Genomic DNA, 21386 nt, shown 5'->3' on the forward strand with positions numbered 1-21386 from the left:
GTGAACTCCCGGGTGCCCGACGAACCGACCACCTCCGACGCTCCCGCCGACGGCGTCGAACCGATCCTCGACGACATCTCGGCCGCCGCTGCCCCGGACACCGAGCCGGTGAACCGGCGCGACCTGACGATGGTGCGCCGCATCGCCATCGCCGCGTGGGCGGCGTTCATGATCTACGAGATCGCGGTCAACGGTGTGGCCTTCGACCGCACGCAGCTGATCGTCCTGCTGTGCCTGGGCATGCTCGCCGCGACCATCGGCCGCCGCCGCGCGATCAGTGTGATCATCGACTGGCTGCCGTTCGCACTGATCCTGATCCTCTACGACTGGACCCGCGACGTCGCGCGCATCGTGGACATGCCGACGCAGTGGCATCTGGCCGCCGACGTCGACCACTGGCTGTTCGGCGTCAACCCGACGGTGTGGCTGCAGGAACACCTCAAGGAGGCGTCGCCGCCCTGGTGGGAGGTCGTCACAAGCGTCATCTACATGTCGTACTTCATCGTGCCGTATGCGGTCGCCGCGGTGCTGTGGCTCAAGGACCGTTCGGCGTGGCGACGCTATGCGGCGTGCTTCGTCGCGACCACCTTCCTCGCGCTCGTCGGCTACACCCTGGTCCCCGCGGCACCGCCGTGGGCGGCCGCCCGCTGCACCGCCGAACAGGTCGTCGACCATCCTCGCGAACCGCAGTGCATGGCGTACGAGGGTGCGGTCGCGGGCGGCGGAATCCTCGGTGAGGTCACCCCGACGAATCCGGACGCACAGCCCTACGTCGAGCGGATCTCTGCGCGCGGCTGGAACTTCCTCAACATCCACGCGGCGTCGACGCTGGTGGAGGTCGGGCAGGGCAAGGCCAACCTGGTTGCCGCGATCCCGTCCCTGCATGCGGGCCTGACGATGCTGCTCGCCCTGTTCATGTGGCCGCGCGTGAAGGCCCTGGGTAAAACACTGTTCATGGGATACGCCCTCGCGATGGCGTTCACCCTCGTCTACACGGCCGAACACTATGTCTTCGACATCATCCTCGGCTGGGGCCTCGCGGCCTTCGTCATCCTGGTCGCCACCGTCGTCGACAAGAGGTGGCTGACACCGCGAGCGGAACGTCGGCGCGCACAGCGGGAGGGCGCGAATCCCGAACGCCTAGATCCCGAACTGCACGATCCCGAACGGCAAGCGCCCGAACCGGACACGGAAGTGCCCGCACCCGGCCGGTAGGGTCGTCCCCATGTCCTCGGCCCGTGTACGTCCGCTGATGCGTGGCGTCGCGGGCGCCGGGCTCCTCCTGGGGTTGGCGATGGCGATCCTCGTGATGCACTCCGTGGTCGCGCACTGCGCCACCGGCCACGAGTCGTCCGGCCAGGAGATGACCGGGTCGCACAGCCAGTCGTCGATGCACCCCGTTCAGCAGGCCCTCGACGATCGCGACACGATCGGCGGTGCCGGCGACTGCGACCCGCACGACCACGCGTGCGTCTTCATCCGGGCCGGTGAACCCGCCGTCGTCATCCTCGGCATCCTGGTGCTGGCCTGGGGATTTCCGATCCCACCGCTCCTGCGCTCGATCCGCGTCGGGCGCTCATTGCGGGCCGGCCGTCCACCACCGTGGGCGATGCCGACCCATCTGCAACTCCAGGTGATCCGCTGCTGATGGACGTTCACCGGACCCTCGTGCGCTGAGCGCGGTGGGTATCCGGTCGACGTCATCTCCGCCTGCCCATGTGACAGAGCGGTTGCGCAGCACTGCCTTCTCGAGCAGTGACTGTCGTAGCACATTCAACGACAAGGATCACGTGTGAAGAATCGACAGAAGTTCCTGTACGCCACCGTCTCGGCCTCGGCGGCAGCCGTCATCCTCGGCGGGTGCTCGACCTCCGATGGCCCCAGGTCGGAACCGGCGACATCGGCGACATCGATGGACCACGGTGGTGCGCATTCGACGCCTGCGTCGTCGGCGTCCGCACCATCGGAGTCAGCACCATCGGAGTCGGCCTCCCACAACGCCGCCGACATCACCTTCAATCAGATGATGATCCCGCATCATCGGCAGGCGGTCGAGATGGCCGGCCTCGTCGAGGGACGCAGCACCGATCCCGCGGTGCTCGATCTGGCGACACGGATCGCCGACGCCCAGCAACCGGAGATCGACGAGATGACTGCTCGCCTGTCGGGCTGGGGGATCGGCCTTCCGGGTGACGGTGCCGCCGACGGCCATGCGGGACACGACATGTCGGGCATGATGAGTGAATCGGACATGTCGGCCCTGCAGGCGGCCCGCGGTGCGGAGTTCGACCGACTGTGGCTCGAGGGGATGATCGGCCATCACGAGGGCGCCGTCGAGATGGCCGACGACGAACTCGCCTCCGGGATCGACGGACCGTCGCGCGCATTGGCCGAACAGGTGAAGAACTCCCAGCAGGCCGAGATCGACGAGATGAGAAGAGTGCTCGGACAGTGATCGCCGCGCAGTGATCAGATGGGCCGGGCGTGCGCCATCGAGGTTCGCCCGGCTCGTCTGCGGCGGCCGTCTTCTGCGGTCGACTACTGGGGTCCGTCTACTGCGGTCCGGCTACTGGGGCCGACGCAGCGGCAGGCGCATCAGGTAGACCTGATAGCCGGTGTAGATCGAGTACGTGAAGTAGAGGTTGTTGCCCTTCGACCATGGATGGATGAAGGGTGCGTAGCCGGAGTAGGGATTGTTCGCCGGGACGACGACCTCGCCGGAAGTCCATGGGCCCCACGGATTGTCGGCGGTCCGCAGCACCACACCGGAGTCCTTGGTACCGAGCGAGATGTACTTGCCGAGGTAGTCGTTCCATGCGACTGACAACTCGCCGGTCGGCGCACCCATCACCGGGGTGGCGGCGTCCGGGTTGTTGCGCACCCACCGGCCGTAGGAGAAGTACTCGTACTCGCCGAGGTGCTCGATGTCCTTCTCGTCGACACGAGCGAGATAAACTGCGCCCCAACGTCCGTCGGAGGTGCCGTAGGTGTAGACGGTGTGGCCGACCTTCAGGTAGGCGGCCATCTGGAACTTCGCGTTGCCGCCGCCGTTGGGCCGGAAGGCGTTGACGGCCCGCCAGTTCTGCCCGTTGTCTGTCGACGCGGCGAGGCCGGACCAGTTCGTGTACCAGACACCGGGCTGTCCCCAGTGCTTCACCGACATCACGTTCATGTACTGCTTGCCGTTCGCGGCGACACCGGCGGTGGGGATGATCGTGATCTCGCGACGCAGGTTCGGCTTGAGCAGACGCTTGGCGTGTCCGGGCGGGCCTGCGTGTCCGGTGAACGTCATGCCGTCGGCAAGGTTGCGGTCGCGGCTGCGCAGCAGGACATTGGAACGCCAGTACCAGAGTTCGCCGTAGAGCAGCGACCAGCCGTTGAACGACTGGGTGTCGCCGAAGGCGGCCATGATCTCGCCGTGCCCGTTGTCCCACAGGACGCCGAGGTCGGTGCCGACGATGTTGTATCGGCCGATGGTGTCGTTGATCGAGCCCGGTCCGGTGAGACGCGCGACGATGGTGCCGTTTCCGGCCGCCACAGGTGCCGCGTCGGCCGTCGGGGTTGCCAGTCCAGCGGTGAGTGCGGTGGCGAGCGCGGTGACCGCCATCGCCATACCCCACCGTCGGTTGCGCCGCGTCATGCGCGTGACCCTATCAAGACCACACGGTGATTGGCGCGTGACGTGAGACGATCGTTCGGTTTCGCCTCGGGCCGGTTCCTCACGCCTCGGTGTATCGGCCTCCGGTGTCGACCGCGGTGAAGTCGATGGTGGCGGCGGCGTTGTTCACCCCGGTCACCATGCCGACGCCGAACTGTCCGTCCACGTCGTACAGATTGGTCGTGCTCGTCGAGATCCCGTCGACCTCGACATGGGCGGCCGCCTCGACACCGATCCGTGACCCGACCGGTAGCCGCGACAACGCGACGGTGAGATCGCAGTTGATGAACGCGATCCCGGCGCTGCCCCAGTTGCACACCAGGCTGGTCGACTCCCCGCTGATCGCGGCCCGTTCGAACGCCGACGGTTCCTCGCCGGCGACCGTCGACACCGCGCGTGTCCACAGCCACTTGCGCCCGCCATCCTGGTGGGAGCCCATGTCCTGACTCCAGATGATCTCGCCGTCCGGACCGGCTGCGCCGTACCAGGGGTAGTGGTCGTCGGGATCGGACTCCGGTGGCCGGAACCGGATCGACTCGACGGGGCGCGTCCATCGCTCGCCGGGTGGGTTGTCGCTCTCCTTCACGAAGACGGTGGTGCTGCGGGCGACGATCACCGACTCCGAATTGTCCTTCGACTGGACGACATCCACCTCGACCACCTTGATCCGGCCGCCGTCGCGGATCAGGCGCGCCCGGGTGCTCGTCGGGACGTCTCGAGCGACCTTGAACAGGTCGATCGTGAAGCGGGCGGGCCGGAAACCGGCCGCGCTGAACTCCTCCTCGGCGGCCCGGGCCGCGACGGCGCAGACGGCCGGTCCGTTCAGCGTTCCCGGTGCCCAGAGACTGGCCGCGAAACGCGTCGGGATCAGGCGGTCGTCGTCCCGCGAGAAAAAGGCGATCGACGACATGTGTCCCCCTCGGTCGTAATAACCTTCGTCCATGACAATTGCAGATTACGCACGCCAGATTCCCGACGAATTGGTGGCCGCGGTCCGTTCGATGATGATCGTGACCTCCATCGTCGGAATCGTCCTGGGCATCATCGCGCTCGTGTGGCCGGCCGCGACCCTGTTCGTGATCGGCGTCCTCTTCGGAATCTCGTTGATCGTCGCCGGATTGTTCCGTCTGTACACCGCTTTCGCGTCCTCGCTGCTCTCCGGTGGCTGGCGGTTCGTGCTCGGACTCATCGGCGCCCTCATCCTGATCGCGGGAATCATCGCCCTCTTCAATCCGGAAGAGTCGCTGCTGTTCCTGGCCATCTTCATCGGCGTCGGCTGGATCTTCCAGGGCGTCGCGGACCTGTCGCACGCGGTTGCCGGCTCGCTCCACACCCCGCGGTGGCTGCTGGTGCTGTCCGGGGTGGTCGCGATCATCGCCGGCATCGTCATGCTGTTCATCCCGGGCCTCGCCCTCGCGACATTCCTGTGGGTGGCGGCGATCATGCTGATCGTGGTCAGCGTCGTCACCCTGTTCACGCTGCCGAAGAAGGTCGATCAGCCGGTCTGAGGCGTGACGCCGGTCAGGCGATCGCGAGACCGTCGAACGTCACCGAGGCCCGCGCGGCCTCGGTGTCGTCGGCGATCAGGTCGATCATGGCGGTGATCGTCGCGAGTACGTCGCGGCTGTGCACGAGCCGCGCCCGGTCGACGAGACCGGGTTCGCGGTCCATCATCGTCCGCGGATCGTCCTCACCGCGGTGTGCGACGGCCGCGGCCAGCAGACGCCGCGCCTGTTGCTGGTCGTCATCCCAGAGGGCGTCCGCGGTGGTCAGGTAGAGACGGACCGCCGGCGGATAGTCGTGCAGATGGACCAGGGCCCACGCCCAGTGCTTGGCGACGTCGACGGTGTCGGACTGGGCCGGACCGTGGGTCCGTAGATACTTGCCGTGCAGCTCCCGGCACAGCGGCGTCGAATCCGCCCAGAGCTCGAGATGCGACATGCAGCGCACGCAGTCGTGCAGATTCGACAGGTACATCAACGAATACGGACCCTCGCGGCGCGAACGGATCTCGCGGAGGACGGAGAACTCGGCGAGGGCGTGCGAGAACTCACCGGCCGACAGGTACGTCTGGGCCTCTTCCTGCATCTCGTCGAGCATGATCCGATTGTCGTCGAGTTCGGCGAGCAGCGGGTGATTTCCTCGGAAACGACTCGGCCGCCACCCCTTTCGAGGTGGCGGCCGAGTCGTGTCAGTCGGTCGGTACTGCGGGAGCGCCGGAGCGCTGGACCTCAGTACTGGGGGTTCGGCGGGTACGGCGGCGGTGCGACCCCACCGGGTGCGCCGATCGGTGCGATCAGCCCGCCGGTGAAGTACCGGTAGGCGTAGTTCGTCGCGATCATCGTGACCGGCAGGGTCACCAGCAGACCGACGAGGCACAGGATTGCGCCGACGATGTTGAGGCCGATGACCGCCAGCGCCAACAGGAACAGCGGTCCCGCGTTCTTGCTGATCACCGAGAAGCTGGCCTTGATGCCGGCGATCGGGTCGAGGTCACGGTCGACGACGAAGGTCAGCGACCAGTAGGCCAGGAAGGCGAAGACGATGCCGGGGATGATGAGCAGGATCAGGCCGATGAAGGTACCGAGGCCCACCAGGAACGCGGTGATGATCACCGCGCCGATGTTGACCTCGAAGAACCGGCCGATCGACGGCTTGGTGCCGCTGGTCTCGTCCAGTGCACCCCGTGCATAGGCGCCCTGGAAGATGTAGCCGACGATGGTCGAGATGATGCCGAACAGCGCGCTGATCCAGAAGATCCGGCCGTAATCCGACGACACGTTGTTCAGCCAGCCGATCAGGCCGGAGACGACCAGCGAGATCAGGATGACGACGATCCAGGAGACCGCGTTCTCCTTGTACCGGTTCCATCCGTAGCTGATGGCCTCGCCGATGGAGAACTGCGCGGCCGGCGGGGCGCCGAATGCGGCGGTGCCGTAGTTGCCAGGTGCACCCGGGGCGCCGTAACCGCCGCCCGGTTGACCGTAACCGCCGGCCGGTTGTCCGTAGCCACCCGCGGGCTGGCCGTAACCGCCGCCGGGTTGTCCGTAGCCGGGGTCAGCGCCGGGCTGGCCGTAACCGGGTGCCGGCTGGCCGTATCCGCCACTGCCGGGCGGCGGTGGCGGTGGTGTCGAGCCGGGGGGAGGCGAGCTCGGGGGAGAGTAGGAACCCGGCGGAGGATAACTGCCACCGCCCTGCGGCGGAGTGGACTCCGGCGGCGGGTACGACCCCGGGGGCGGGTAGGACGGCGGCGGGGTACCGCCGGCGTTCGGATCGTCCGGCGTGCCGGGATTGTGAGGATCGGGCGGTGTGGTCATGGCTGGGAGGATACGGCCACAGCGGGCAGGTCAACAGTGTTTCTGTCGACGCGTCGTGTCAAAGAATGACGAATTCACCCCGCGGCGGTCATGTCGGGTGAAGCTGGTCACAGCGTCGGGTGGATCCGCCTCGACAGGACTGGCATCGTGAACATCGTGAGTGATGACATCGGCAGCATTTCCGAAGGCTCGGACGGCGAATACAGTCTCGACGACGACGATCAGCTCCAACCCGAGGACACGCTGGACGATCGCGGCGTCGACGACGTACTCGACGAGGGCTACTCCCCGCCGGATCATCCCCCCAGCGGGGCGCGCCGCGGATTGACGGCGCAGGAACAACGCGAGGGCGAGACGCTCGACGAGCGACTGTCCGAGGAGGAGCCCGACGTCGGCGCATCGGATCCGCTCGATGACATCGACGCCGAGAACCGAAAGGACTGGCGGTCACACGCATCTGATCGCGACGCCGACTACGACGAGGCCGATCAGTCAGGTGAGGGTCGCGCCGGACGGTTGATCGCCCCCGACGAGGGGACCGGCATCGACGACGAGCAGGAACAGGTTGCGACCGACGCGGGTATCGACGGTGCCGGGGCCTCCGCCGAAGAGGCGGCCGTGCACTACATCGACACCGATGCCGTCGAGGAGTCCGAAGAGGCCGCGGAGGACGGCTGAATCACTTCTGCGTGAACTGATCGAGGGTCTCGAGGATGAACGTCCGTGCCGCATCGGCACGCACGCCGAGGGTTTCGAGTACCGCAGCGAGTGCCGGATCGGCGAACAGCGCCAGCAGAAGGTGCTCGGTCCCCACGTAGTTGTGGCCCATGCCGACAGCGGTGGTCACGGTCTTCTCGAGCACGGACTTCGATCGATCATCGAAGGGCACCAGTGACTTTCGGTTTCCCGTCTCCTCGGGGGCACCGGCCGGCACGGTGCAGGCCTCCGCCAGCGCGGCCAGCTCGACGCCCTGGGCTCGCAGCGTGAGATCTGCGACCGATTCGGGTGCAACCGTCAGGCCTCGGGCGAGATGTTCCGGCGTGACCGACGCGGCATGCTCGGCGATCGCCAGATTGTTGGCTTCGGCGACGACGTTGCGGGCCCGAGGTGTGAAGCGCCCGAACGGATTCGACTCGTCTGCGAGCGACGTGTCCGGGGTGGGCGTGACGAAGCGCTTCTGCGCGGCCTGCTTGCTGACGCCCATGCTGGTGCCGATCTCGGTCCAGGAGGCGCCAGCGCGACGGGCCTGATCGACGAAGTGGCCGATGAGGTGATCGGCGACCTCGCCGAGGTGCTGACCCGCGACCACGGCGTCGGAGAGTTGTTCGAGTGGATCGTCGTGCACCTTGCGGATGGCGGCGATCAGGTCGTCGAGACGGATGTTGGTCATGATCACGGGTTCCGGCATGCGTCAACGATAGGTTGACGCTCCACGTACGTCAACCATCCGTTGACGGCGAATCGTGGTGAGCGGTTTTTGTCGGTGGCCTGTGATGCGATGACGGCGAGTGTCTCGACTCCGGTTGTTCGTTGACAGCGGTGAAGGCCGTGGGAACGATGGAGCCGAGGGTTGCCCGTCCATCCGCCGGTTCAGCACGAGCCGGTCCGCAGGAACCGGGAGGTACCGGTGAGCATCACCAAGCCCAGCATCACCCCGTCCGAGACGGCAGGGTCGTCGTCAGCTCAGTCGTCGTCAGCAGGGTCGTCGTCAGCTCAGTCGTCGTCAGCAGAGTCATCGTCGGCGTCCGCCCCGCCGTCGCAGTCCGAGAGGTTTCTCGAGGTCCGCGGACTGACCGACGCCTTGACCTCGAGTCTGTCCGCGGAGGACCAGACGCCGCAGTCGATGACCGACGCCAGCCCGGTGAAATGGCATCGGGCGCATGTCACGTGGTTCTTCGAGGAGTTCATCCTCCGCAATGATCCGTCGTACGTGGTCTACGACGAGACCTTCCGGTATCTCTTCAACAGCTACTACGAGGCGGTCGGTGCGCGTCATCCGCGCCCCGAGCGCGGGCTGGTGACCCGGCCGGGTGTTGCCGATGTCGGCCACTATCGCGAGTACGTCGACAACGCGATGGCCGACGTTCTCGAGCGCGGCGCCCTCGACGACGACGTGCTCGCGCTCGCCGAACTCGGATGCAATCACGAGCAGCAGCACCAGGAACTGCTGCTGATGGACCTCAAGCACCTGTTCTCCACCCATGCGTTCGCGCCCGTCTACGTCGACCGCGCCGCCGACGAGTCCGGTACGCCTGATCCGCTGACCTGGCGGTCGGTGTCGGGTGGGGTGACGGAAATCGGCGCCGGGAGCGGAGCGAGCGGGCCGGGTCAGCTCGGCGCCGGGAGCGGAGCGGGTTTCTCCTACGACAACGAGGGTCCGCGGCACCGGGTGTTCCTGGAGGACTTCGAGATCGCAGAGCGTGCGGTGACCAACGCCGAGTGGCTGGAGTTCATCGCCGACGACGGCTACCGGCGTCCCGAGTTCTGGCTTTCCGATGGGTGGGCACACATCCGCGAGACGGGATGGCAGTCACCCGGGTACTGGCAACAGGTCGACGGGGAGTGGGCCACGTTCACCCTGTCCGGACGCCGCCGGCTCGTCCTCGACGAGCCCGTCCTGCATGTCTCGTTCTATGAGGCCGATGCCTATGCGCGGTGGGCAGGTGCGCGTCTTCCCACCGAATTCGAGTGGGAGACGGCTGCTGTCACCGGGTCGTCGACGCGGGGGCAACTGCTCGACCCGGCCAGATGCCATCCGGGCCGAGCCGGGAGCACGATGATCGGCGACACGTGGGAGTGGACGGCCAGCGCCTACCTGCCCTATCCGGGATTCGTCCCCGCGAACGGTGCCGTCGGCGAGTACAACGGCAAGTTCATGTGCGATCAGCATGTGCTGCGCGGGGCGAGCGCGGTGACTCCGCGCGGCCATGAGCGCGCGACCTACCGCAACTTCTTCCCGGCCTCGGCGCGCTGGGCGTTCTCCGGATTGCGGTTGGCCCGGTGATCACCGGTATCGAGGACCCGCTGGCCGCCGACGCCGTCGCCGGATTGTGGGCCGACCCGCCGACCCTGCCCACCAAGTGGCTCTACGACGAGCGCGGCAGCAAGCTGTTCGACGAGATCACCCGGCTGCCCGAGTACTACCCGACGCGGCGGGAGACCGAGATCCTCGCGGCACGCAGTGCGGAGATCGCGGCCGTGACCGAGGCGTCGACGATGGTCGAACTCGGGTCGGGCACGTCGACCAAGACCCGCCTGCTGCTCTCCGCTTTCGCCGAGCGTGCCGATCACGAGGGCCGGACGTTTCGCTACGTCCCGCTCGATGTGAGCACGGAGATCCTCGAGTCGTCGGCGGCCACACTACGAGTCGACTACCCGGACATCGACATCGTCCCGGTGGCCGGCGACTTCACGAGCCCCGACCTCACGGTGCCCCCGTCCTCGGGGCCGCGTGTCGCGGTGTTCCTCGGCGGCACCATCGGCAACTTCGACGACGAGGCGCGAGCGACGTTCCTGCGCACGATCGCCGGAGCCCTCGACCCGGGCGACTACTTCCTGCTCGGCGCCGATCTGATCAAGGACACCGGTCGGCTGGTCGCCGCCTACAACGACAAGGCCGGGGTGACCGCCGATTTCAACCGGAACATGATCGAGGTGTTGCGGACCGGGCTGGACACGCGCGGACTGTACGCCGACGACTTCGATCACGTCGCCCGGTGGAACCCGAAGCGCCACCGCATCGAGATGTGGTTGCGCGCGCGACGCGACATCGTCGTCGACATCCCGCTCCTCGACCGTCGATGGGAACTGTCGGCCGGAACCGAGGTGCTCACCGAGATCAGCACCAAGTTCGACCGTGCGGCGCTGGCCGACGAGCTCGCCACCGCGGGGCTCGGCGTGACTCACACCTGGACCGACGATGCCGGCGACTTCCTGCTGACTCTCGCCCGGCGGTGACCACGCTGGTCAATCGGCGAGCAGTTCGCGCACGCGCGGGATCACCTGGGTGCCATAGAGTTCGATGCTGCGCATGAGTTTCTCGTGCGGCAGGGTGCCGTGCGAGTACTTCATGTCGAAGCGGCTCAGGCCCAACGTTTTCGACGTCGCGGCGATCTTGGTGGCGACCGTCTCCGGCGAACCGACGTACAGCGAACCCGACGGCCCCGTCGACCGATCGAACTCGATGCGCGTCGGCGGGGGCCATCCACGCTCCCGGCCGATCCGTTCGACGTAGACGCGGTAGTGCGGCCACAACTCCTCGCGCGCCTGCTCATCGGTGTCGGCCACGTGGCCGGGGGAGTGCACGCCCACCGGCAGGTCCGTCGGCTGGTCGAGTTCGGTCAGGGCCCGGCGATACAGATCGACGTACGGGGCGAATCGGAGAGGATCGCCGCCGATGATCGCCAGCATCAACGGAAGGCCGTAGGACGCCGATCGGATCACCGACTCGGGGCTGCCGCCGACCGCGATCCAGGTCGGCAGGGGCGGGTCGGCGAGTTGGGGGAACACGGACTGCTCGGTCAGCGGGCCGCGAGTGGAACCCGACCAGGTCACCGGCAGCCCGGAACGCAACGCCGCGAACAACGACAACTTGTCGGTGAACAGTTCCTCGTACTCGGACAGGTCGAAGCCGAAGAGCGGGAACGACTCCGTGAACGAGCCGCGGCCCAGGATCACCTCGGCCCGACCGTCCGACAACGCGTCGAGGGTGGCGAACCGTTCGAACACGCGGATCGGGTCGTCGGAGCTCAGCACGGTCACCGCCGAACCCAAGCGCATCCGCCGCGTCCTCGCGGCGACCGCGGCGAGCACCACCTCGGGCGCGGAGATCGCGTAGTCGTCGCGGTGATGTTCTCCGACACCGAGGAAGTCGACGCCGACCTCATCGGCCAGCACGGCCTGCTCGAGGACGTTACGGATGGTCTGTGCCGCTGTCAGCGGGGCACCGGTGTCGTCGACGGTGACGTCGCCGAAGGTGTCAAGGCCCAACTCCATGAGAGCAAATCGTAGTCACTCCCTGCCGAAGTGAATGTGCTGTCATAAGCTGAACGCGCGCTGGCGACCGTCGGCCACTCTGACATGCAAGGAGCACTTTCCCATGTGGGATTCGTTCTGGGACTTCCTCTGGTACACGATCGTCATCTTCGCGTTCGTCGCGTACCTGATCGTCCTGTGGTTCATCATCACCGACCTGTTCCGCGATCACAAGGCGTCCGGCTGGGCCAAGGCCGCGTGGGTCATCTTCCTGGTGATCTTCCCGTACATCACGTCGATCGTGTATCTGCTCGCCAAAGGACGCGGCATGGCGGAGCGCCAGCAGGCTGCGGCCAAGGAGGCCAAGGCCGCTACCGACAGCTACATCCAGTCGGTCGCCACGAAGAGTCCGGCCGAACAGATCGCCGACGCCAAGTCACTCCTGGATTCCGGCACCATCACCCAGGACGAGTACGACGCCTTGAAGGCCAAAGCTCTGGCGTAAGGCAGTTCTCCCGCCGAGGGCAACCGCTTTCGTGCCGAGGGCAACACGTTTGTCGCCGACAGCACCCACCGTTGTGAAGGTGGGTGCTGTTCGCATGTCGGGGTGGGTGCTGTCGGCGACAACCGTGTTGCCCTCGGCCGCCGTGGTGCGGGTATGGCGCGGGTAACGCAGCTATGTTGCGAAGGGATCGGCGGTGTGGCCGACGAGATCGGCAACCGAACCGATGACGCGGGTGGGTCGGTAGGGGTACAGCTCCACCGAGGTGGGGGTGGAGATCCCCGACAGCACGAGAATCGTCTGCAGGCCGGCCTCCATACCGGAGATGACGTCGGTGTCCATGCGGTCACCGATCATGAGCGTGCTCTCCGAATGCGCCCCGATCTGCCGGATCGCCGACCGCATCATCAACGGGTTCGGCTTGCCGACGTAGTACGGTTCGCGGCCCGTGGCGCGGGTGATGAGAGCGGCCACCGCGCCGGTCGCCGGCAACGATCCGCTCGCCGACGGCCCTGTCGCGTCCGGATTGGTCGCGATGAACCGGGCACCCCGCTCGACCAGGCGGATGGCCGTCGTGATGGCCTCGAACGAATAGGTGCGTGTCTCGCCGAGCACCACATAGTCCAGCTCTGAATCGGTGATCACGTAACCGATGTCGTGCAAGGCCGTGGTCAGCCCGGATTCGCCGACCACGGATGCTTGGTGTGAGCATATCTGAACACAGTTCAGTCTGACTGCCTTCTGTGCTTGCGCCCGCCTTGACACGCGCCTGCTCGCCGAGCAATATGAACATAGTTCATATTTCGGCCGAACGGAGTCACCATGGCGCGTCCCTCATTGCGCGGGCGCGCCTTCGACGTGGTTCCGCAGCGTGGCACCGGAACTGCGGACCAGGAACATTCGCGTCACGTCGATGCACATGCCGCTCATCCGCACCCGGATGAGCGCGCCCACGCCCAGCATGCGCAGGCTTCCCGGCCTGGACCCCGAGCACGCCGCCCAGATCGTCGCCGCCGTGGTCGACGGGCCGCGCTCGCTGGCACCACGGTTTTCGTGGCCGCTCGACGTGGCCTCCACCGTCGCCCGAGGCGCCTTCTCCGCCGCCTACACGCTGGCCTTCCGGTTCGGCGAGGACTCGCCGTCGCACTCACCACCTTTCGCATGGTCGGCGCCGACGCCTGTCCGGTGGTCGGCTCCTTCGGTTCCCATGACCCGTTCCTCCCGTTCGGCGAGCGGCGCCTGCGACGCGTCCTCGACCGGGCCGGCGTCCCGTCGGACCTGAACACCTATCCGGGCGTGGGGCACAGCTTCGCCAACCGGCTCGAGTTCGCCCCCGACGGGGTCCTGCGCGTGATAGGCCTCGGCTATGACGAGGCGGCGTCGGCCGACGCCTGGGCGCGCGTCTTCGCCTTCTTCGCGGCACGCTTCGCGGACGGGAGTGCCGCATGATCTCCCGCGTGCACCACCTCAACTGCGGCACACTCCGCCCCCTCGGCGCGCCGTCCATGGTGTGCCACGTGCTGCTCCTGGAGACTGACGCCGGGCTCGTGCTCGTCGACACCGGACTCGGGCTGGCCGACATAACGGCACCCGCGGCCCGCCTCACCGGAGGCCTGGCCCGGGTAATTCGGCCCGACTTCGCGCCCGTCGAGACCGCCGCCGCGCAGGTCGAGGCGCTCGGCTTCGACCGGTCCGACGTGACACACATCGTTGCCACCCACCTTGACTCCGACCACACGGGCGGCATCGACGACTTTCCCGGCGCGACCGTCCACACGACGGCGACGGAGCTGCAGTCGGCGCGGGGAACACGAGGCATCCCCGCAGCCGTCCGGTACCGGCCCTGGCGCCGTTCGAACGAGCCCGCCGTGACGGCCTACGACATGTTCCGCGCGGACTGGTTCGGGTTCGCCGCGGCGTACCTGAAGCCGCTCGGCGACGACGCCCTCCTGGTCCCGCTCCCCGGTCACACCCCCGGCCATGCGGGGGTCGCGGTGCGGTCCGGCGACGGCTGGCTGTTGCACTGCGGCGACGCCTTCTATCACCGCGCCGCGGTGTTCGGCGGCCCCGTGCCCGCGTCTCTGCGCGCCGGGCAGTTCATCTCCGCGACCGGGAGGCGGGAGGCGCGGGCCACCCGGGACCGCCTCGCCGAGACGTTCGCCGACGGTGCCGGATCGGTGCGGCTGGTCTGCGCGCACGATCCGGTGATGTTCGCCGAGGCGGCGCTAGGCAATATCGAACGGTGAGCAGGACTACAGCGACGAATGCCACCCGGTGGGGGGATCGCGACCAGCGGCGGATCGACATCCTCCTCGCCGGCGAGGAACTGCTCCGCGACGGTGGCTACGCCGCACTGCGAATGCGCGACGTCGCGGACGGTGCCGGGATATCTCTCGGCACCGTCTATACGTACTTCGCGACCAAGGAGGACCTGTTCATCGGCATCTTTGCCGAGAACGTGGTGCGGCTGACCGGGAAACTGCGGAGACAGATCGAGACCGCGTCCGACTTCGCGGAAGTGTTCATCGCCACCGCCACTCAGTACCGCGAGCAGTACCAGGTGTTCGGTCGCCAGTTCGACGCGCTGGGACTCGTTCAGGAGAGCGGCGGTTTACAACCGGCTGTCGAACAACGCCTCCGAGCCGCTACCGCGGATCTTGTCGCGACCCTGGGCCGGGGGCTCATCGACCAGGGGTATGAGGGCGATGTCGGCCTCGCGATGACACTGCTGTGGTCGACGGTGACCGGCCTCGCGAATCACTACACGACCGCACGCCAGGAGTTTCTGACGGTTCCGTGGGAGGACGCAGTAGCCTTCGCCGCAGAGAGCCTTGGACGAAGCCTCGACGTGAACTGAGTCGCGCCAGGTGGAGCTCGGACGCGGTCACTTGCCAGTGCCGACGAGCGGCGCCAGCGAATTCCCGGGTGCGATGTTCCCACAGGTCGACAACGGCTTCCGGCCGGCGAACCTGTCCTCGATGAACTTGATTGCCTCGGCCTCCGCGGGCAACGCCGCGATCGAGTGCGAAAGTACCGGGTACTCGATGTACTGAACGGAACGGTTTCCGCTCGCGCAGTACTGGCGGAGCAACGAGCGGACGTCGCCGGCGATCATGACGCCGTCGCCTGAGTCAATCGAGGGCTTGTTCCCCGCCGTCCCCTCCAGCCACCCGTTGAGCGCCTGCGCGACCTGGAGGGGAATCGTCGGAGTGGGCTGCGAGCCGAGATTGATCCGATTGGCCACGTCGACGAAGGGCTGCACCGATCGCGGGTCGGCGTACTTGGGCAGCACGAGATCACTCCACCGCAGGCCCGGGTACCTAAACAGCACGTCTGCGATCGAAGCCCGCTGGATCGAGCCCACAAGCTGCCGCCCGCGTTCGCTGAGGTACGGACGAAAGTCGATATCGTACGAGCGGCCCAGACCGGCGATCGCCATCACGGCGACACCCGACCATCCCAGACTTCCGTCGACGTAGGTCAAATTGCTGGCAGGAGCGACCAGGAGTCCTCCGGATGTCGCACCCACCAACCGCCGGTTGACATCCGGAGCGTACCGCGGCGCCAACGCCGCAGCCCAGTTCGTTGCGATCGCACCGCCCGAATATCCGTACAGCGCAACGCGCGTCGTGTCGGAAAGCCCGGTGCTGGAGACACGTCCAGCGGCACGGATCGCGTCGATCGTGTTGTAAGCGTATTCGGGCCCCGCGGCGAAATTCGCACGCTGCCCCTCGGTATCGGTGACGATCACCGGATAGCCGCGAGCGAGCAGCGGAATGAGGAATACGGACTCCATGTTGTTGATCAGGCCGCCGAACGAGACGCTCCCCGCTACCGATCGTGACGGACTGTGCTCCGGGTCCAGCGAATCGTAGAACGACTGGTAGGACACCGCCGCTCCGGCGCGGGCGGGCCCCGTCGGCTTGAGCACACTCGTGACGTTGCTCGTGGGGCGGCCCTTCACGTCGGTCGTGCGATAGACGATTTGTACCGCGGTGACGGCCGTGGGTACACCCGTGATCCGGTACGACACCGTCCGAGTTCTCAACACATCACCCGGTTGCGCGTTCGCCACCGCAGCGACCCCGTGCCCGCTGGCGTAGAACGGATCACTCGCTGACGTCACGCCGGCACCGACCGAAGTCATCACCATTGCCGCCGCGATTAACGCAGCCGCGAAGCACCGAGCAGGCAGTGACATGGGGCCTGATCCTCCCGAAGCACAGGGCTGGCTCGGATGCGATGCTCTGCGTCGAAGCAAGCCAATATGAACATTGTTCATATTACTATACCGAATGATCGATACGCGTGTCAACGGGTTCGCCGGTCCACACCGTCGGAGGTCGATGCCGCGCGCAACCACGCGCTTCCTCCAATAGTGTTCTGCTCCAGTCAGTTTGGAGACCGTTTGACTCGCCCTACCATCGCCCCTCCCGAAGCACTGGCCCTTGCGGCAAATTTCCAGTCAGTGTATGGTTCTGAACCAGTCGGTGACGTTATTTGTGTTACTGAATCACGGCCCAGTGCCGTTTGCCCGACGGAACCAGCACCGGCACGCAGGCGGGGTGGGAAGTCGTCCTGCAGGTGCGTACGACAGGGAACGAGAGAGACGATGACGAACATCGAGAACAAGGTCGCCGTAGTGACCGGCGCCGCTTCAGGAATCGGGCGGGCTCTCGCGGTCGACCTAGCAGCGGCCGGATGCAGGGTGTCGATCTGCGACTGGGACGCGGAGGGGCTCGAGGAAACGCGGGCACGACTCGCGACGATGGGTGCAACGGTCGACAGCAAGGTCTTCGACCTGCGGGAGCAGACACTCGTCGAGCACTACGCGAGTGACGTGATCGACAAATTCGGCGCCGTGAACCTGGTTTTCAACAACGCCGGGGTCGACCATCACGGATCCGTGACCGACACGAGCTTCAAGGACTATCAGAGGGTGATGGATGTCAACTTCTGGGGCGTGGTGAACATGACCAAAGCTCTTTTACCGCAACTCATTACCGCGAACGAGGCCCACATCGTCAATGTTTCTTCCATCTTCGGGCTTTTCGGCGTAGGTGACCAGAGTGCATACAACTCATCGAAGTTCGCGGTCCGCGGCTTCACGGAGGCACTGCGCATCGAAATGCTCGCGTCCCACCCGCATCTCAAAGTCACTTGCGTGCACCCGGGTGGGGTGAGGACCTCTATCGTCAAGAACGCCACGGTATCTGAAGGCACCGACCATAAGCGTATGTCGGAGGTATTCGACAAGCACCTCACCATCACGACACCGGAGTCTGCCTCGAAAACGATCCTACGAGGAGTCCGCAGGAATCAGGCCAAGGTGCTGATCGGGCCCGACGCCCACTTCTTCGATCTGTCTGTTCGAGCACTCGGATCGAAGTACCAGCGAGTCGGGGCGGTGGCGCGAAAAGTCGCGGGCGCCCTGCTCTGACGGTCGTGGAGGGTCCCGTGACCGGCAGTCGTCGAACGGCGTACAGGCCTAGCCGACCTGCACCGCGCGCAACTGCGAAAGCAGGATGTCACGGTGCGCTGGCCACTGCAGCGAGACGGCCCCCTCCACTACCAGCCGGGAGATGATCACCTGACCACGCATCGAGGCGATCGCCTGGAGTAGCCATTCGTCGAAACCCGGTGTGCGGCTCAGCGTCGGCATGAGGGCCCGCCCAGACTCCAGAGTCATTTCCTGCGCACGATTGGCGATATCGGACATCTTCTCGCGCACCGAATCGTCGCTATTGGCCACCGAAAGAAGTTCGATGACAGCCCGAGAAATGGGAAGATTGTGGACCCGCCATAGACTCTCCATGAGCCTCTCCGCCGCACGCCATTCGTCGATCTCGGAACCATCGGACGGATCACCCGCGGCGGTCCGCCGTGGTCCGATGCGGTCGAGCAATTCGTTCAGGGCCGCCTCCACCATGTCGACCTTGGTTTTGAAATGGTATTGGATCGCACCCTGCGATACGCCCAACCTCGCTGCAATCCCCCGGGTAGAAGTAGCGGCGAATCCATGCGTGGCAAGGCGTTCCAGCGTGGCATCTAGAATCGCCGCCCTCGTCTGATCGCCCCGACCACGACGCGCGTCCCGCTCAGCTACCACCCGATCAACCTACCTCACAGCGTTCCGACACCCATCAGGAGAATGAACTCAATGGCGCCCCAGCTTGATTCTGCGATCACACTTCCGTGTGGCGCGGCCCTTCGCAACAGAATCATGAAATCCGCACTGAGTGAAGGCCTCGCGGACGCCTTCGGCGCGCCGGACATACGGTTGACCCGGCTGTACTCGCGGTGGGCGACTATTGGCGGGTTCGGTCTGCTGGTCACGGGCAATGTCATGGTCGATCGACAGCATCTGGGCGAGCCTGGCAACGTTGTCGCCGACGAACGATCCGACCTCGCCGCTTTTGCACGCTGGGCCTCCGCAATGCGCGGGACGGGAACTGCGATGTGGATGCAGATCAATCATCCCGGTCGCCAGGCCAACCCGATAGCCGGCGTCAGACCGGTCGCGCCCTCTGCGATACCCACCGGCATTCCGGGAATGGCAACACCCCGCGAACTCTCGGCGCGCGAGATCGCGGATATCATTCAGAAGTTCGCCACCGCAGCGGTCATCGCGGCGGAGTCAGGCTTCGACGGCGTTCAGATCCACGCAGCTCACGGCTACTTGATTTCACAATTCCTCTCTCCGAACAGTAACCGACGCGAAGACGAGTGGGGCGGATCATCCATCGAGAATCGATCCCGCTTTCTACTTGAGATCCTCCGCGCGATTCGCCGGGAAACCGCCGGTCGAGCAGGATTTGCAGTCGGCGTAAAGATCAACTCTGCCGACTTCCAACGAGGCGGCTTCAGCGAGGACGACTTCCGCTGCGTCGCCCGCCTTCTCGAGTCAGATGGCATCGATATGCTCGAGATCAGCGGGGGAACATACGAATCTCCAGCCATGACTGGAAGGGCACCCGAACTGACCGCCAGTACGATGGCTCGTGAAGCGTACTTCCTTGAGTTCGCTGAAGCGGTACGGCGCGAGACCCAAGCCTCGCCGATCGCAGTGACCGGTGGATTCAGGACACGGGCGGGGATGAGCGACGCAATCAGCTCCGGTGCCTGCGACATCGTCGGCGTCGGACGTCCGTCTGCCACGACTCCAGACGCGGCGACCCGGATCTTGAATGGCTCTGCGGACCTGACTACGCGTGCCGTCACTTTCGGTCTGCCGTCAACGTTGGCACGAAAACAGTCGATCCGCGCGCTCGAGGGCGCCCTTGAGCTTCAATGGCACACCGACCAGCTTCATCGGATCGCCGCCGGAGCGGAACCCGACCTTCGCCGTTCGATAGTGAGGACTGCTGGGAGCGCGATCCAACGCAACGGGCTCGGCGCACTTCAGGGTCGCGGCCGCCGTCGTTAGGGGCCTGAAACTCCGGCTCGCTGCACATCACCGGCAACTCGCGCGTCAACGTTTCGGTGAGCCAGCCGAACCAGACGCAAAGCTGACATCGACACATCCAGTTCGAGCAGGGTCGCGGAAGCATCTACGAGATGGCCTTCTGAGCGTGCGGATGGAACCCTAGGGAAGTCCCATTCTGTCACTCAGACAGGGTATTTCGTCTATCCCGCACCGCCCGTTTCCAGCCAAATCGGTGAATCGAGGTTTAGGCGCCCAGGCGCCGAGCCGGAACAAGTTGGTGCCGGAGTCGTCGAGCGGGGAGGCGAATCCGATCTTGGTGTTCTGAATCCTACAAACAAGGGCCGACTATATTGTGCGGCGCGAGTGGGTTCGTGGACCCGAAATGGCGCCGGCGCCCAGCATCCGCGCATCTGGTTGAGAAGGACGGCGTGGACGTCTCACTGGACCTCCACACCTTCACCAGTCGAGCGTGAGTCTCTGATGTCCGTCCCGTTCGACGACCTGGATCGCTCACGGGCGTTGCGCACGCCGGCGGAACTACGGGAACTCGTCGAGGCGAAGCGCGATTGTCTCACAACCATCCGGTCCGGTCTGCGTCCTGTGATGACCCGAATCTCCGGCGCGGCGGGGCTGGTGCCGGTGATGTCGCTGGCTGAACACGCGAGTCTGTCAGGGTTGGCACGCGAGCATCTGACGGTGCCGACCGACAAGGGGTCCAATCCGGATCGGAAGGTGTTCTCCCTGGTCGCAGGGATGGTCGCCGGCGCTGACAGCATCGATGACATGGCTCTGTTGCGGCACGGGGCGATGGGGCGGGTGTTCGACGACCCCTATGCACCGTCGACGTTGGGATCGTTTCTGCTAGAGCTCTCCCTCGGGCATGTCCGCCAGTTGGATGCGATCGCCACCCAGGATGCTGGCCGGACTTCATGCCCGGACCCCGGTGCTGGCCGGGATCGACGGGCCGGTGATGGTCGACATCGACGACTCGATCGTCGAAGTCCACGGCCCCGGCAAGCAGGGCCTTGGGCTCGGCTACACCCGGGTTCGCCGGTTGAACTCGGCGATCACCACCATCACCTGTGGTGAGGGTGCACCGGTGATCGCCGTCCAGCGTCTGCGCAAAGGGGCGTGCAACTCCGCGCGTGGCGCCCACCGGCTGGATTGCGGACACACTGGCCACCCTTGGTCACCGTGGACCGATCGACCTTGTACTTCTCGGCCGCTTCGCGCTGGGTGGATTGGCCGGTCAGCACCGCCACCCACATCTCGTACTTCTGACTCGGTTGCAACAACCGCCGCTTCTTGCGTGTGTTCGACACCCTCTGATTCGACACTTGCACTGACCTCCCAGCCGTCCAGGCACGCCGCATCCTGGCTGGTATTTTTTCCAGGCCAAATGCCGAACTAAGTCAGACGCAAAACACCCAAACCCATTGAAAATGCCGACATTCGAGATCGGCAACCCCCTCACGCCCGCCGACGACCCAAACGTGCTCAACACCTTTC

General features: G+C 65.9%; 22 protein-coding genes and 2 pseudogenes. 14 read left to right on the plus strand and 10 right to left on the minus strand.

All coding sequences use genetic code 11. From position 1 onward, the window contains the following. The 3 genes from EEB19_RS11280 (at position 1) to EEB19_RS11290 (ending at position 2455) form a co-directional block, all read left to right on the plus strand. Positions 1 to 1215: a phosphatase PAP2 family protein gene (locus tag EEB19_RS11280; protein WP_262365608.1), complete on the plus strand. Its 1215-nt coding sequence runs from the start codon at positions 1 to 3 to the stop codon at positions 1213 to 1215. Between the two features lie 10 nt (positions 1216 to 1225). Continuing rightward, a complete protein-coding gene (locus EEB19_RS11285; protein ID WP_187586225.1) occupies positions 1226 to 1648 on the plus strand; it encodes a hypothetical protein in 423 nt (140 codons plus the stop codon). A gap of 144 nt (positions 1649 to 1792) precedes the next feature. Further along, on the plus strand, positions 1793 to 2455 hold the full coding sequence (locus EEB19_RS11290; RefSeq protein ID WP_262365590.1) for a DUF305 domain-containing protein: 663 nt from the start codon (positions 1793 to 1795) through the stop codon (positions 2453 to 2455). A 111-nt stretch (positions 2456 to 2566) separates the two neighbouring features. Here the strand turns inward: EEB19_RS11290 and EEB19_RS11295 are convergent, their stop codons facing one another. Together EEB19_RS11295 and EEB19_RS11300 are read right to left on the minus strand one after the other, a co-directional pair. Next, positions 2567 to 3640, minus strand: coding sequence for a DUF4185 domain-containing protein (locus tag EEB19_RS11295; RefSeq protein WP_187586227.1), 1074 nt, complete (start codon positions 3638 to 3640; stop codon positions 2567 to 2569). Between the two features lie 79 nt (positions 3641 to 3719). Beyond that, positions 3720 to 4568: an acyl-CoA thioesterase domain-containing protein gene (locus EEB19_RS11300; protein ID WP_187586229.1), complete on the minus strand. Its 849-nt coding sequence runs from the start codon at positions 4566 to 4568 to the stop codon at positions 3720 to 3722. Between the two features lie 31 nt (positions 4569 to 4599). On the opposite strand from EEB19_RS11300, the gene EEB19_RS11305 reads away from it, so the two are divergent. Then, the gene (locus EEB19_RS11305; RefSeq protein WP_187586231.1) at positions 4600 to 5166 is read left to right on the plus strand and encodes an HdeD family acid-resistance protein; all 567 of its coding nucleotides are present in this window, start codon (positions 4600 to 4602) and stop codon (positions 5164 to 5166) included. A gap of 13 nt (positions 5167 to 5179) precedes the next feature. Here the strand turns inward: EEB19_RS11305 and EEB19_RS11310 are convergent, their stop codons facing one another. Beyond that, a complete protein-coding gene (locus tag EEB19_RS11310) occupies positions 5180 to 5758 on the minus strand; it encodes a hypothetical protein (RefSeq protein ID WP_187586232.1) in 579 nt (192 codons plus the stop codon). A 131-nt stretch (positions 5759 to 5889) separates the two neighbouring features. Further along, positions 5890 to 6975 carry a hypothetical protein gene (locus EEB19_RS11315; protein ID WP_187586234.1) on the minus strand — a complete coding sequence of 362 codons (1086 nt, stop codon included), beginning with the start codon at positions 6973 to 6975 and terminating at the stop codon, positions 5890 to 5892. Between the two features lie 156 nt (positions 6976 to 7131). On the opposite strand from EEB19_RS11315, the gene EEB19_RS11320 reads away from it, so the two are divergent. Next, entirely contained in the window at positions 7132 to 7653 is a 522-nt protein-coding gene (locus EEB19_RS11320; protein ID WP_187586236.1) for a DUF5709 domain-containing protein, read from the plus strand. Between the two features lies 1 nt (position 7654). Here the strand turns inward: EEB19_RS11320 and EEB19_RS11325 are convergent, their stop codons facing one another. Beyond that, positions 7655 to 8383 (minus strand): Clp protease N-terminal domain-containing protein, encoded by a 729-nt coding sequence (locus tag EEB19_RS11325; RefSeq protein WP_187586238.1) that lies wholly within the window; start codon positions 8381 to 8383, stop codon positions 7655 to 7657. A 219-nt stretch (positions 8384 to 8602) separates the two neighbouring features. Between EEB19_RS11325 and egtB the strand changes: the two genes are divergently transcribed. Both egtB and egtD read left to right on the plus strand, forming a co-directional pair. Then, a complete protein-coding gene (gene egtB / locus EEB19_RS11330; protein WP_262365591.1) occupies positions 8603 to 9979 on the plus strand; it encodes an ergothioneine biosynthesis protein EgtB in 1377 nt (458 codons plus the stop codon). After that, positions 9976 to 10932 (plus strand): L-histidine N(alpha)-methyltransferase, encoded by a 957-nt coding sequence (gene egtD, locus EEB19_RS11335; RefSeq protein ID WP_187586240.1) that lies wholly within the window; start codon positions 9976 to 9978, stop codon positions 10930 to 10932. The genes egtB and egtD overlap by 4 nt, the downstream gene beginning before the upstream one ends. Before the next feature lie 9 nt (positions 10933 to 10941). Here the strand turns inward: egtD and EEB19_RS11340 are convergent, their stop codons facing one another. After that, positions 10942 to 11970 (minus strand): LLM class flavin-dependent oxidoreductase, encoded by a 1029-nt coding sequence (locus EEB19_RS11340; RefSeq protein ID WP_187586242.1) that lies wholly within the window; start codon positions 11968 to 11970, stop codon positions 10942 to 10944. 103 nt (positions 11971 to 12073) lie between these two features. Here EEB19_RS11340 and EEB19_RS11345 point away from each other — a divergent pair, with 103 nt between their 5' ends. Continuing rightward, positions 12074 to 12454 (plus strand): SHOCT domain-containing protein, encoded by a 381-nt coding sequence (locus EEB19_RS11345; protein WP_187586244.1) that lies wholly within the window; start codon positions 12074 to 12076, stop codon positions 12452 to 12454. Positions 12455 to 12625: 171 nt separating this feature from the next. Here EEB19_RS11345 and EEB19_RS11350 read toward each other — a convergent pair. Further along, a pseudogene (locus EEB19_RS11350) lies at positions 12626 to 13144 on the minus strand (HAD hydrolase-like protein); the annotation flags it as partial. A gap of 141 nt (positions 13145 to 13285) precedes the next feature. Then, on the minus strand, positions 13286 to 13528 hold the full coding sequence (locus tag EEB19_RS26895; protein ID WP_187586246.1) for a hypothetical protein: 243 nt from the start codon (positions 13526 to 13528) through the stop codon (positions 13286 to 13288). A gap of 84 nt (positions 13529 to 13612) precedes the next feature. Here EEB19_RS26895 and EEB19_RS26900 point away from each other — a divergent pair, with 84 nt between their 5' ends. From EEB19_RS26900 to EEB19_RS11370, 3 genes are read left to right on the plus strand one after another with little or no spacing between them, the layout of a single operon-like run. Further along, positions 13613 to 13900, plus strand: coding sequence for a dienelactone hydrolase family protein (locus tag EEB19_RS26900; protein WP_187586249.1), 288 nt, complete (start codon positions 13613 to 13615; stop codon positions 13898 to 13900). Next, positions 13897 to 14697: an MBL fold metallo-hydrolase gene (locus EEB19_RS11365; protein ID WP_187586251.1), complete on the plus strand. Its 801-nt coding sequence runs from the start codon at positions 13897 to 13899 to the stop codon at positions 14695 to 14697. Before EEB19_RS26900 ends, EEB19_RS11365 begins: the two co-directional genes overlap by 4 nt. Further along, complete coding sequence (locus EEB19_RS11370; protein WP_187586253.1) at positions 14694 to 15308, plus strand: TetR/AcrR family transcriptional regulator; 615 nt, start codon at positions 14694 to 14696, stop codon at positions 15306 to 15308. Before EEB19_RS11365 ends, EEB19_RS11370 begins: the two co-directional genes overlap by 4 nt. Before the next feature lie 27 nt (positions 15309 to 15335). Here EEB19_RS11370 and EEB19_RS11375 read toward each other — a convergent pair whose 3' ends face one another. After that, positions 15336 to 16577, minus strand: a complete 1242-nt coding sequence (locus tag EEB19_RS11375; RefSeq protein ID WP_262365592.1) for a lipase family protein — start codon at positions 16575 to 16577, stop codon at positions 15336 to 15338. Positions 16578 to 17063: 486 nt separating this feature from the next. On the opposite strand from EEB19_RS11375, the gene EEB19_RS11380 reads away from it, so the two are divergent. Next, positions 17064 to 17891, plus strand: coding sequence for an SDR family oxidoreductase (locus tag EEB19_RS11380; protein WP_187586257.1), 828 nt, complete (start codon positions 17064 to 17066; stop codon positions 17889 to 17891). Positions 17892 to 17939: 48 nt separating this feature from the next. On the opposite strand, the gene EEB19_RS11385 is transcribed toward EEB19_RS11380, so the two are convergent. Further along, positions 17940 to 18560 (minus strand): TetR/AcrR family transcriptional regulator, encoded by a 621-nt coding sequence (locus tag EEB19_RS11385; RefSeq protein ID WP_187586259.1) that lies wholly within the window; start codon positions 18558 to 18560, stop codon positions 17940 to 17942. 51 nt (positions 18561 to 18611) lie between these two features. Here EEB19_RS11385 and EEB19_RS11390 point away from each other — a divergent pair, with 51 nt between their 5' ends. Continuing rightward, positions 18612 to 19877, plus strand: coding sequence for an NADH:flavin oxidoreductase/NADH oxidase family protein (locus tag EEB19_RS11390; RefSeq protein ID WP_262365593.1), 1266 nt, complete (start codon positions 18612 to 18614; stop codon positions 19875 to 19877). Positions 19878 to 20443: 566 nt separating this feature from the next. Further along, positions 20444 to 21039 (plus strand): annotated as a pseudogene (locus EEB19_RS11395) (IS1380 family transposase); the annotation flags it as partial. Positions 21040 to 21386: the final 347 nt, after the last annotated feature.

The organism is Gordonia sp. OPL2, assembly GCF_003797825.1.
In the GTDB taxonomy this organism is placed as follows: Bacteria; Actinomycetota; Actinomycetes; order Mycobacteriales; family Mycobacteriaceae; genus Gordonia.

Bases quoted from the DNA above. Each gene is read 5' to 3' on its own strand.
- EEB19_RS11305 (WP_187586231.1), top strand. From the start codon at position 4,600: ATGACAATTGCAGATTACGCACGCCAGATTCCCGACGAATTGGTGGCC.
- EEB19_RS26900 (WP_187586249.1), top strand. From the start codon at position 13,613: ATGGTCGGCGCCGACGCCTGTCCGGTGGTCGGCTCCTTCGGTTCCCAT.
- EEB19_RS11295 (WP_187586227.1), bottom strand. From the start codon at position 3,640: ATGACGCGGCGCAACCGACGGTGGGGTATGGCGATGGCGGTCACCGCG.
- EEB19_RS11345 (WP_187586244.1), top strand. From the start codon at position 12,074: ATGTGGGATTCGTTCTGGGACTTCCTCTGGTACACGATCGTCATCTTC.
- EEB19_RS11310 (WP_187586232.1), bottom strand. From the start codon at position 5,758: ATGCTCGACGAGATGCAGGAAGAGGCCCAGACGTACCTGTCGGCCGGT.
- EEB19_RS11390 (WP_262365593.1), top strand. From the start codon at position 18,612: ATGGCGCCCCAGCTTGATTCTGCGATCACACTTCCGTGTGGCGCGGCC.
- EEB19_RS11300 (WP_187586229.1), bottom strand. From the start codon at position 4,568: ATGTCGTCGATCGCCTTTTTCTCGCGGGACGACGACCGCCTGATCCCG.
- EEB19_RS11315 (WP_187586234.1), bottom strand. From the start codon at position 6,975: ATGACCACACCGCCCGATCCTCACAATCCCGGCACGCCGGACGATCCG.
- EEB19_RS11325 (WP_187586238.1), bottom strand. From the start codon at position 8,383: ATGCCGGAACCCGTGATCATGACCAACATCCGTCTCGACGACCTGATC.
- EEB19_RS11365 (WP_187586251.1), top strand. From the start codon at position 13,897: ATGATCTCCCGCGTGCACCACCTCAACTGCGGCACACTCCGCCCCCTC.
- EEB19_RS11285 (WP_187586225.1), top strand. From the start codon at position 1,226: ATGTCCTCGGCCCGTGTACGTCCGCTGATGCGTGGCGTCGCGGGCGCC.
- EEB19_RS11340 (WP_187586242.1), bottom strand. From the start codon at position 11,970: ATGGAGTTGGGCCTTGACACCTTCGGCGACGTCACCGTCGACGACACC.
- EEB19_RS11380 (WP_187586257.1), top strand. From the start codon at position 17,064: ATGACGAACATCGAGAACAAGGTCGCCGTAGTGACCGGCGCCGCTTCA.